The sequence below is a fragment of the Mesorhizobium sp. M1273 genome (assembly GCF_040318195.1).
Taxonomy (GTDB): domain Bacteria; phylum Pseudomonadota; class Alphaproteobacteria; order Rhizobiales; family Rhizobiaceae; genus Mesorhizobium.
This window is the reverse complement of sequence record NZ_JAMYLV010000021.1, coordinates 97,890-106,182: the sequence shown is the minus strand read 5'-3', so window position 1 is coordinate 106,182 and position 8,293 is coordinate 97,890. Positions and strand designations below refer to the sequence as shown.

Below are 8,293 nucleotides of genomic sequence, written 5' to 3'. Positions count from 1 at the left end.
GACCCTGGGGTTCAGGCGCAGCGCGACGTCGCAACACGGCACCAGCTCGGCTGAGGTACGAGAATCGGCGCTGGCGAACAGCGTCACCTCGTGGCCCTGTCGGGCAAGTTCTTCGGTCAGATACGAAACAATTCGCTCGGTTCCACCGTAGGTTCGGGGCGGCACGGATTCGGTTAGCGGTGCGATCTGGGCTATTTTCATTTAGAAAATCTTTTCGGCGGCGATCGCCGTCTTTCAAACAAGCTTCGGCGGCAACCAAGACAAGCGAGAGCTTCCCGTTGCGAAGTATTCTCTGCAGAGCGTATTTATAGTTGTGCCGTCCGTGCTCCTCCCGTGCAATCAGGTTTCCCTTATTCAATTCCTCTGCATCCAGAACTGCGATCCCTGAGAAATGTTTCACCGGTCCCAGAAAAAGAATGGCGCTCCCGCCTCACATATGCCGCTACGGTTGACCAGGATCCGCGCAAGCTCCAACGTGAGAACTTCACGTTTTGTGCTCCGATTGGCACCGGGTCCTGACAGCATCGTGCTTTCGTTTGTTCTGTGGCTCCTCGACCGAGCAAGGACAGCGAGCCCGCGTCGCCGGAGGATAAGAACGACGCGGGCCGATCGGAGATATCCGATCTGGCAGCAAAAAAATGAGGGAAAGAGTTTGCTGCGTGGGCAGAACTTTTCCTGAGCGCCGGTGTTCCATCGCGTGAGGAAAAAAGCCCGCCGCACAGGTTGATGCGGCGGGTCGATCAAACGTGTTGCACCGAGCGGGGGGCTCGGGGTCGGGCATGCCCGGTGCGCGCGGACCACGCGAACTTTAGATGCACCAGCTGCGATGCGTCCACCAACCGACGGTTGGAGTTTCATTCCGAGAGCTGTCTCACAGTGCGAAGCGGGCAAGTAGTTTATCGGAACCCAGCCTTGGCACATCACGTTGCTCAGTCGCTGACCTTCGAAGGATGCATGCAATGGCGAAAGACATATCTCGCGAGGAAGAGCAACGCGGCACCGAAAAAGTCTTCTTCTGGGGCGCTGCAATCGCCCTTGTCCTTTTTGTGTCTCTGGTGACCATCGCCCTCATCGGAAGGTCCTGATCTGTTTCGACAGTAGGATTCGACCGGCGGGCGCGAGGTCTCGGTGGGTTCAGGGCGAATGCCGGGCTGTTGTACCCTATGAGCCGCTCCCATCCGCCGTTTGTCCTCTCGATCGCCAGTCGAGCCACGATGCACTGAATTCAGAAAATTTCATTGCGCGGGTCACAACCTGCAGCAAAACTGTCCCAATCCAACCCGATCGGCTGTCCTTCGCTGGAGACGAAAAGCCACGGGCGGACGCTACAGGCCTAACTTTCCCCGAGTGCATCAATGCGTTTAAAAGCTCCCGCCTTGCTAAGGCCGTCGGCATAGGCGTCAGGGTCGACGTTACTCCGGCCGATCCCACACACTGACCAGGTCGGTGACGAGCAGCCCCGCAAACGGTCTGAGAAAGCCTACCAAATGTAGCGGAACAAATCATGATCGTTTCTCATTGAGCTGATCAATCAAGGGGGATTGACCATGGGCGATCGGCACAACCCAAAAATCGAGGCATCGGCAAATTCGGAAAAGACCCGGAAGATTGGGTCAGCGGAGATGACCCCCGCACAAGCCTCATATCTGAAAACTCTGGCCGAACAGGCCGACGACCGCTGGCCGGGACCCGGACAACACGTCGACTGCGGCTGGATGGTAGTTCCCGCGCGGACTGGCAGCCATATCCTGCTCTGGTCGCCAACGGCGCTGACAGAGCCTCCAGTCTCAAGTATCAATCTTTGCGGAAGGGAGACACTTGGCGTGCCTCACTCCACGGAACCAGCACGGGTTGCCCTTCGCGGATCGAGACCCCCCGCCCAGCATTAGCGATGGCCTGCCGTTTTAGGCAGTTTGTCTCATCCCATCGGCGGACTTCGATATTGGCTTGGATCATGGAGATGCCTGCTCGCCGATCAGGCGGGCATATTCCGCCTCCGGCTGGCCATATGAGCTGTTTGCCAAGATGATGAGACCAGTTCGATCACGGACGATGACCTCGCCACGATTTGACCTGATCAGACCGCGGCCTTCCAGCATTTGAAGTGCCACGGTGACGCCCGGCCGTCGTACACCCAACATGACCGACAGGAATTCATGGGTAATCGGCAGCCGGTCGCCTATCTCGAGCATCTCACCTACGAAGCGAGCGAGCTTCGGGCCCTCCCCAGGGCTGTTTTCGACGAGGCCCATCATTTATTGGTGCAGCCAGCGTCGCGGCCGTGAATGTCTGAGTTACAAGTTGGCCGGCTGGATTGGCCCTCAACTTCCAAACCATCCAAGACGCGGCCCAGCAGCACCAGATCGGAAGGACGAAAGACGCCAGCTTGCTCTGCTTTTGCACCAATTGGCATGACGCCCCTCGATGCAGGCCCAGCCGACAGGGCCGAAACTAATTGGGCGCTACTACAGGTTCAAGCTGGAGACAGCCGATGATCTTACAATCTCGTGCTCATGCCGGTTCGATATCCGTTTGGCAGAAGTCTTTGCCGATGAAAAGCAGCGGTTCGTCTGCACGCTTTGCCAAAGCATAGGAAATTCAGCGCCGCCGGGTGGTGGCCCTTGCCGTAGGTCAGCCAACCCTGGGTCGCCAGATCAACCAATTCGGAGTCGACAGGAATGATGTCGGCCTCGACTTTGCGCAGCCAAAGATCGATCTCAGCCAACGCGTGTTCGCCGCGCCTGCTGACCAGCACCATGCGTGCCTCGAGCACGCAGCTTGCCGGGATCAGACGGATTGGGTCGGAGACCAGCGCTCGTTCCAGCCTTGCTGCCTCAGGCTCGCTCCGAAGGATCGCTACAACAGCTGAGGTATCGATCACCATCAGTTAGGGATTCCATGCTCGTCAAACCCGATGATCTCCTCGTCGCTGCGACAATCCAGTTCAGGCAATCGTGCCACTCTTTCTCGGATGGCGCGCAATTCTGCCAGCAGACGCTCCTGAGCGGTCTCTCCAAAGCCCAAGCGGTGCAAGCGCTCGCTAAGGGCCTGATGAATGGCTGCTGTCTTACTGATACCCTGGCGGCGTGCGAGTTCATCGGCGAGAGCAACGGTGGCTGGATTTTTGATGTTCAGGGACACGAGAAACTCCAAAAATCTACCTTTCTGGCAATTTCTACCACAATTCTCTAGCTCTTCAACATACCTGCTAGCCTTCGCCCACACCCGCGCCGGATTGACCACCACAATCGCCAGGCGGTCGCGGCACCGCATTTCGCAAGTCTCTGCACGTCATGCCACGATCGCCGGTTTTGCTTGTTGCAAGGCCGGCGCTCCTGCCTTTTCTAATGATCCCCGACCGCGGCAAGAGCCAGTTCGTGGCGAGAAACGGGGACCCGCATGGCGACCAACTATCATGCCAGTAAGGGAGCGGTATCGCGCGGCGCGCGCATGCTGCGCACCGCCCTCGGCCCGGCGATCGCAGGCTTCCTTGACGATCCAGCCATTGTCGAGGTGATGCTCAATCCCGACGGTCGCCTGTGGGTTGACCGTCTCAGCGAAGGACTGGCTGCAAGCAATGAAATGCTGATCGCGGCAGACGGCGAACGGATCGTCAGGCTGGTCGCGCACCATGTCGGTGCGGAGGTGCATTCGGGCTCGCCGCGCGTTTCGGCTGAACTGCCTGGGACCGGTGAACGATTCGAGGGCCTTTTGCCGCCTGTCGTCACGGCACCAACATTCGCCATCCGCAAGCCGGCGGTCGCGGTGTTTACGCTTCAAGACTATGTCGCTGCCGGCATCATGACCGAAGGCCAGGCTGACGTCCTGCAGCTTGCCGTGGAGACACGCAAGAATGTGCTGGTGGCCGGCGGCACATCGACGGGCAAGACCACGCTCGTCAACGCGCTTTTGGCGGAGGTGGCTAAAACCGCCGAGCGCGTCGTGCTGATCGAGGACACACGCGAGTTGCAGTGTGCTGCGCCCAATCTTGTAGCGCTGCGCACAAAGGACGGCGTCGCCTCGCTGTCCGATCTAGTGAAGTCATCATTGCGGCTTCGGCCCGACCGCATCCCGATCGGCGAGGTACGTGGCGCCGAAGCGCTCGATTTGCTGAAGGCCTGGGGCACCGGCCATCCCGGCGGCATCGGCACCATTCACGCCAATTCTGCCATTGGCGCACTGCAGCGACTGGAACAGCTCGTACAGGAGGCCGTCGTCACGGTCCCGCGCGCGCTGATAGCCGAAACCATAGACCTCGTCGCCGTCCTCGCCGGCCGCGGTTCCGCGCGCCGGCTCGTCGAAATCGCCTTGGTCGACGGGCTCGATCCGGCCACCGGTGACTACCGCACCCTGGAAGCAAATCTCGAGACCACAATGACCGTGAATCACCACTCGCCCTTTGGAGCTTCAAAATGACCCCGATCCGCTTCACTTCATCGGCTGTCCGCAAACTTGCCGTGGAGCTGTCGTATGCGACGACCGCCGCGATCATGACGATTGCGCCCGCCCATGCTGCCGGTTCCTCCATGCCCTGGGAGGAGCCCCTTCAGCAAATTCTCGAATCGATTGAGGGGCCAGTCGCCAAGATCGTGGCGGTGATCATCATCATCGTCACCGGCTTGTCGCTCGCTTTCGGCGACACATCGGGCGGATTTCGCCGGCTGATCCAGATCGTCTTCGGCCTGTCGATCGCTTTCGCGGCAAGTTCGTTCTTCCTGTCTTTTTTCTCCTTCGGCGGCGGAGCGCTGATCTGATGGAGGAGGAAGTCCGCGGCTTTTTCGCGCCGGTGCATCGCGCACTCACCGAACCGATCCTGCTCGGCGGCGCGCCGCGTGCGGTTGCCATCGCCAACGGTACGCTGGCCGGCGCGGTCGGATTAGGACTTCGCTTGTGGGTCGCAGGGCTCATCATCTGGTTGGTCGGACATCTCGTGGCCGTCTGGGCGGCAAAGCGCGATGCGCAGTTCGTCGATGTGGCACGCCGGCACCTTCGCTATCCCTCGCACTTCGGCTGTTGAGGTCCTTCATCATGATGAACCTCGCGGAATACCGAAAGAAGAGTGCCAGCCTCGTCGATTATCTGCCTTGGGCCGCCCTGGTGGCGCCGGGCGTGGTGCTCAACAAGGACGGCAGCTTTCAAAGGACAGTGCGTTTTCGCGGGCCGGACCTGGACTCCGCCACGCCGGCGGAGCTGGTCGGCACGACCGCGCGGCTCAACGGCGCGCTAGGCCGGCTCGGCTCCGGCTGGGCAATTTTTGTCGAAGCGCAGCGCAATCCTGCCAGCGGCTACCCAGACAGCCGGTTCCCGGATTGCGCATCGGCACTTCTCGACATCGAGCGTCGCGAACAGTTCGAAGCCTCCGGTGTGCTGTTTGAAAGCAGCTACTTTCTCACATTCGTGTGGCTGCCTCCGGCTGAGGAAGCGTCGCGAATGGAGAGCTGGCTCTATGAAGGCCGGGAAAAGACGGGCGTCGATCCTTGGGAACTCCTGAAGATTTTTGTCGATCGCACCGATCGCGCGCTCAACCTCATCGGGGGCTTCGTTCCCGAAGCTGACTGGCTCGATGACGGGGAGACGCTGAGTTACCTGCACTCAACCATTTCGACCAAGCGGCATCGCGTTCGCGTGCCAGAAACGCCGATGCATCTCGACGCACTGCTTGTCGATCAGCCGTTGGCCGGCGGACTCGATCCGAGGCTTGGCGATGCGCATCTGCGCACACTCACTATCATCGGGTTTCCGACGATGACCTTCCCGGGGATTCTCGACGATCTTAATCGGCTTGCCTTCCCTTACCGCTGGTCAACGCGGGCGATCATGCTGGACAAGACCGAGGCGACCAAGTTGGTGACCAAGATACGCCGTCAGTGGTTCGCGAAACGGAAATCCGTTGCCGCGATCCTCAAGGAGGTGATGACCAACGAGGCGTCTGTTCTCGTCGACTCGGACGCGGCCAACAAGGCGGCCGATGCGGACGCGGCGCTCCAGGACCTGGGCTCTGATCAGATCGGCGAAGCCTATGTCACCGCCACCATGACGGTCTGGGATGTTGATCCATCGATTGCCGACGAAAAACTGCGTCTAGTCGAAAAGATCGTTCAGGGCAGAGACTTCACCTGCATCGCCGAGGGCGTCAACGCTGTCGAAGCTTGGCTGGGCGGCATCCCCGGCCATGTCTATGCCAATGTTCGCCAGCCGCCGCTTTCCACGCTCAACCTTGCGCACGCGATTCCCCTCTCCGCGGTCTGGGCAGGTCCGACCGAGGACGAGCATCTTGGAGCGCCGCCGCTGTTCTTCGCCAGGACGGAGGGCGCCACTCCGTTCCGGTTCAGCCTGCATGTTGGAGACGTCGGCCACACCCTTGTCATCGGCCCGACGGGCGCCGGCAAGTCGGTCCTGTTGGCGCTGATCGCGCTGCAGTTCCGGCGTTACGAGAACAGCCAGGTCTTTGCCTTCGATTTCGGTGGCTCAATCCGCGCTGCCACGCTCGCCATGAATGGTGATTGGCACAGTCTCGGAAGCAATGCTGAAAGCGGACAGGGCTCTGACAATCCGTTGCCCTCGCTCACCTTGGCCGATCTGTCGGACGACGTTCAGGCCGTGTCGCTGCAGCCGCTTGCCCATATCCATCATACGCCAGAGCGGGCCTGGGCGGCCGCCTGGCTCTTCGACATTCTACTGCGGGAAGGCGTGGTCATCACGCCGCAGGTGAAGGAACATCTATGGTCGGCGCTGACGTCGCTGGCTTCTGCGCCAATCCAGGAGAGGACATTAACTGGCCTATCCGTGCTGCTGCAGTCCTCGCCGCTGAAACAGGCGCTTGGTCCCTATTGCATCGGCGGCGCTTTTGGCCGGCTGCTTGATGCCGAGCATGAGCGACTCGGCGAAGCCACCGTCCAGGCGTTCGAAACCGAGGGCCTGATTGGCACGGGTGCTGCTCCCGCGGTGCTTGCCTACCTTTTCCACCGCATCGAGCAGAGGATGGATGGACGGCCGACGCTGCTGCTCATTGACGAGGGCTGGCTGGCGCTCGACGATGGCGGTTTCGCCGACCAGTTGCGCGAATGGCTGAAGACGCTGAGAAAGAAGAACGCCAGCGTAGTCTTCGCCACGCAGTCGCTTTCCGACATCGACGGATCGCCAATCGCGCCGGCAATAGTAGAAAGCTGCCCGACGCGGCTGTTCTTGCCCAACGAGCGCGCCATCGAGCCGCAGATCACCGAGATCTACCGACGCTTTGGTCTCAACGATCGCCAGATCGAGATCATCGCCCGGGCGATACCGAAGCGCGACTATTACTGTCAAAGCCGCCGCGGCAATCGTCTGTTCGAACTAGGGCTCGGTCCAATCGCGCTGGCGCTCTGCGCCACATCGTCCAAATCCGACCAGGCCGCGATCGGCCGGATCGTCGCCGAGGCCGGCCGAGACCATTTCCTCGAGGCCTGGCTAGCGGAGCGCAGTCTGTCCTGGGCGGCCGACCTCATCCCAGGTCTCACCAACTTGATCAACCAGTCCACCGAGGAGATTTCGTCATGAATTCCGTTCTTGCAGGTCGCCGTATCCGTCGCGTGGCGGCAGCCGGCGCCATCGCCGTGGCCACGGCGCTGTCATCGGCACCAGCATCAGCGCTGATCGTGTTCGATCCCAGGAATTACGCCGAAAACCTGCTTTCGGCATCGCGCGCCCTGGAGCAGATCCACAACCAGATCACCTCGCTTCAGAACGAAGCGCAGATGCTGATCAACCAGGCGAAGAATCTCACTTCGCTGCCGACCTCGCTGCTGGGCCAGATCGAGGCCAATTTTGCCGAGATGAAGAGCCTGCTCGGCGAGGCCGACAAGCTGGCCTATAGCGTCCAGGAGGTCGAGAGCCAGTTTACCTCCGCTTACGAGAATTTCGGTTCGAATCTCTCCAGCCAGCAGCTTGTCGACGGCGCGCGTCAACGCTGGCAGACCTCGGTGTCGGCCTTCGAGCATTCGCTGAAGGCGGGCGCCGTCGCGGTCGACAACATCGCCGCGACACAAGAGCAGACGAGTGCGCTGGTCGGTGCCAGCCAGTCCGCCGTCGGCTTGCTTCAGGCGACGCAGGCCGGCAACCAGCTCCTCGCGGTCCAAGCCAAGCAAGTTGCCGACCTCACTGCGATGCTGGCCGCACAAGGACGAGCCGAAGCCCTTGAGCAGGCGAGGCGGGCGGCCGCGCAGGAGCAGGCACGGGAACAGTTCAGCCGTTTTATGACGGGCAGCAGCTACAGCGCGTCATCTGTAAAAATGTTCCACGACTGAGGCAAAGACCG

General features: G+C 60.7%; 8 protein-coding genes and 2 pseudogenes. 6 read left to right on the top strand and 4 right to left on the bottom strand.

The annotated features are described in order from the left end of the window. Positions 1–201, bottom strand: a 201-nt coding sequence (locus tag NKH30_RS21610; RefSeq protein WP_352996974.1) for a glycosyltransferase, incomplete at its 3' end; no start/stop codon positions are given. 758 nt (positions 202–959) lie between these two features. On the opposite strand from NKH30_RS21610, the gene NKH30_RS21605 reads away from it, so the two are divergent. Beyond that, a complete protein-coding gene (locus tag NKH30_RS21605) occupies positions 960–1,085 on the top strand; it encodes a hypothetical protein (RefSeq protein ID WP_352474836.1) in 126 nt (41 codons plus the stop codon). An 867-nt stretch (positions 1,086–1,952) separates the two neighbouring features. On the opposite strand, the pseudogene NKH30_RS21600 reads toward NKH30_RS21605, so the two are convergent. The 3 genes and pseudogenes from NKH30_RS21600 to NKH30_RS21590 form a co-directional block, all read right to left on the bottom strand. Continuing rightward, positions 1,953–2,180, bottom strand: a pseudogene (locus NKH30_RS21600) (helix-turn-helix domain-containing protein); the annotation flags it as partial. A 331-nt stretch (positions 2,181–2,511) separates the two neighbouring features. After that, positions 2,512–2,884 (bottom strand): annotated as a pseudogene (locus tag NKH30_RS21595) (type II toxin-antitoxin system VapC family toxin). After that, positions 2,884–3,141: a type II toxin-antitoxin system VapB family antitoxin gene (locus NKH30_RS21590; RefSeq protein WP_352474834.1), complete on the bottom strand. Its 258-nt coding sequence runs from the start codon at positions 3,139–3,141 to the stop codon at positions 2,884–2,886. The pseudogene NKH30_RS21595 and the gene NKH30_RS21590 overlap by 1 nt, the downstream one beginning before the upstream one ends. Before the next feature lie 258 nt (positions 3,142–3,399). Between NKH30_RS21590 and trbB the strand changes: the two genes are divergently transcribed. The 5 genes from trbB (at position 3,400) to trbJ (ending at position 8,282) form a co-directional block, all read left to right on the top strand. Next, on the top strand, positions 3,400–4,416 hold the full coding sequence (gene trbB, locus NKH30_RS21585; protein WP_352996972.1) for a P-type conjugative transfer ATPase TrbB: 1,017 nt from the start codon (positions 3,400–3,402) through the stop codon (positions 4,414–4,416). Between the two features lie 74 nt (positions 4,417–4,490). Further along, the gene (locus NKH30_RS21580) at positions 4,491–4,754 is read left to right on the top strand and encodes a TrbC/VirB2 family type IV secretion system protein (protein WP_352474837.1); all 264 of its coding nucleotides are present in this window, start codon (positions 4,491–4,493) and stop codon (positions 4,752–4,754) included. Then, entirely contained in the window at positions 4,754–5,017 is a 264-nt protein-coding gene (locus NKH30_RS21575) for a VirB3 family type IV secretion system protein (RefSeq protein ID WP_352474832.1), read from the top strand. The genes NKH30_RS21580 and NKH30_RS21575 overlap by 1 nt, the downstream gene beginning before the upstream one ends. An 11-nt stretch (positions 5,018–5,028) precedes the next feature. Further along, complete coding sequence (gene trbE, locus NKH30_RS21570; RefSeq protein WP_352996970.1) at positions 5,029–7,536, top strand: conjugal transfer protein TrbE; 2,508 nt, start codon at positions 5,029–5,031, stop codon at positions 7,534–7,536. Next, on the top strand, positions 7,533–8,282 hold the full coding sequence (gene trbJ, locus NKH30_RS21565) for a P-type conjugative transfer protein TrbJ (protein ID WP_352542695.1): 750 nt from the start codon (positions 7,533–7,535) through the stop codon (positions 8,280–8,282). Before trbE ends, trbJ begins: the two co-directional genes overlap by 4 nt. Positions 8,283–8,293 lie beyond the last annotated feature (11 nt).

What these genes read in the sequence shown, in the direction of transcription:
- NKH30_RS21605 (WP_352474836.1), top strand. Translation starts at nt 960, where the DNA reads ATGGCGAAAGACATATCTCGCGAGGAAGAGCAACGCGGCACCGAAAAA.
- trbB (WP_352996972.1), top strand. Translation starts at nt 3,400, where the DNA reads ATGGCGACCAACTATCATGCCAGTAAGGGAGCGGTATCGCGCGGCGCG.
- NKH30_RS21580 (WP_352474837.1), top strand. Translation starts at nt 4,491, where the DNA reads ATGACGATTGCGCCCGCCCATGCTGCCGGTTCCTCCATGCCCTGGGAG.
- NKH30_RS21575 (WP_352474832.1), top strand. Translation starts at nt 4,754, where the DNA reads ATGGAGGAGGAAGTCCGCGGCTTTTTCGCGCCGGTGCATCGCGCACTC.
- trbE (WP_352996970.1), top strand. Translation starts at nt 5,029, where the DNA reads ATGATGAACCTCGCGGAATACCGAAAGAAGAGTGCCAGCCTCGTCGAT.
- trbJ (WP_352542695.1), top strand. Translation starts at nt 7,533, where the DNA reads ATGAATTCCGTTCTTGCAGGTCGCCGTATCCGTCGCGTGGCGGCAGCC.